This is a genomic window from Mitsuaria sp. TWR114 (assembly GCF_007997345.1).
Window position 1 is genome coordinate 1 of record NZ_VOSR01000784.1, and the last position, 593, is coordinate 593.

A 593-nucleotide genomic window follows, 5' to 3' on the forward strand; every position below is an offset into this window, starting at 1 on the left:
GATGGCCGCGATCGGCGGCCGGCCCGGTTCGGGCAATGGGCGGAATCCTACCGCAGCGCCAGAGGGCCATCCCCGGCGAGGGACTCTAGGGAAGCCTGGCTTCGCACCCTGCGATGGATGGTTCGCCAGTGTCACAATGCGCCGATAAGCTCGCCGGCCCCCGGTGGCTCGTCCACCCGACGATGTCCGCCCAGGACCGCAGAACCACCCTCCCCGAGCATCGGAGACCCATGAAGCCCGTCAAGACTTCCCTGCTGGCCGCATCCGTCGCGGCCGTCGCGCTGATGACCCCCTTCACCGCCTCGGCCCAGACCGAGATCCAGTGGTGGCACTCGATGGGCGGCGCCCTCGGCGACTGGGTCAACGACCTGGCCAAGGACTTCAACGCCAGCCAGAAGGACTACAAGATCGTCCCGACCTACAAGGGCAGCTACGACGAATCGATGGCCGGCGCCATCGCCGCCTTCCGCGCCGGCAACGCACCGCACATCCTGCAGGTCTTCGAGGTCGGCACCGCCACGATGATGGCCAGCAAGGGCGCGATCGTGCCGGTCGGCCAGGTGATGCAGCAGGCCGGCGCCAAGTTCGACAAC

At 68.1% G+C, this 593-nt stretch carries 1 pseudogene; it reads left to right on the top strand.

The features are described from left to right. Positions 1 to 284: 284 nt before the first annotated feature. Positions 285 to 593: pseudogene (locus FUT87_RS24155) on the top strand (sn-glycerol-3-phosphate ABC transporter substrate-binding protein); the annotation flags it as partial.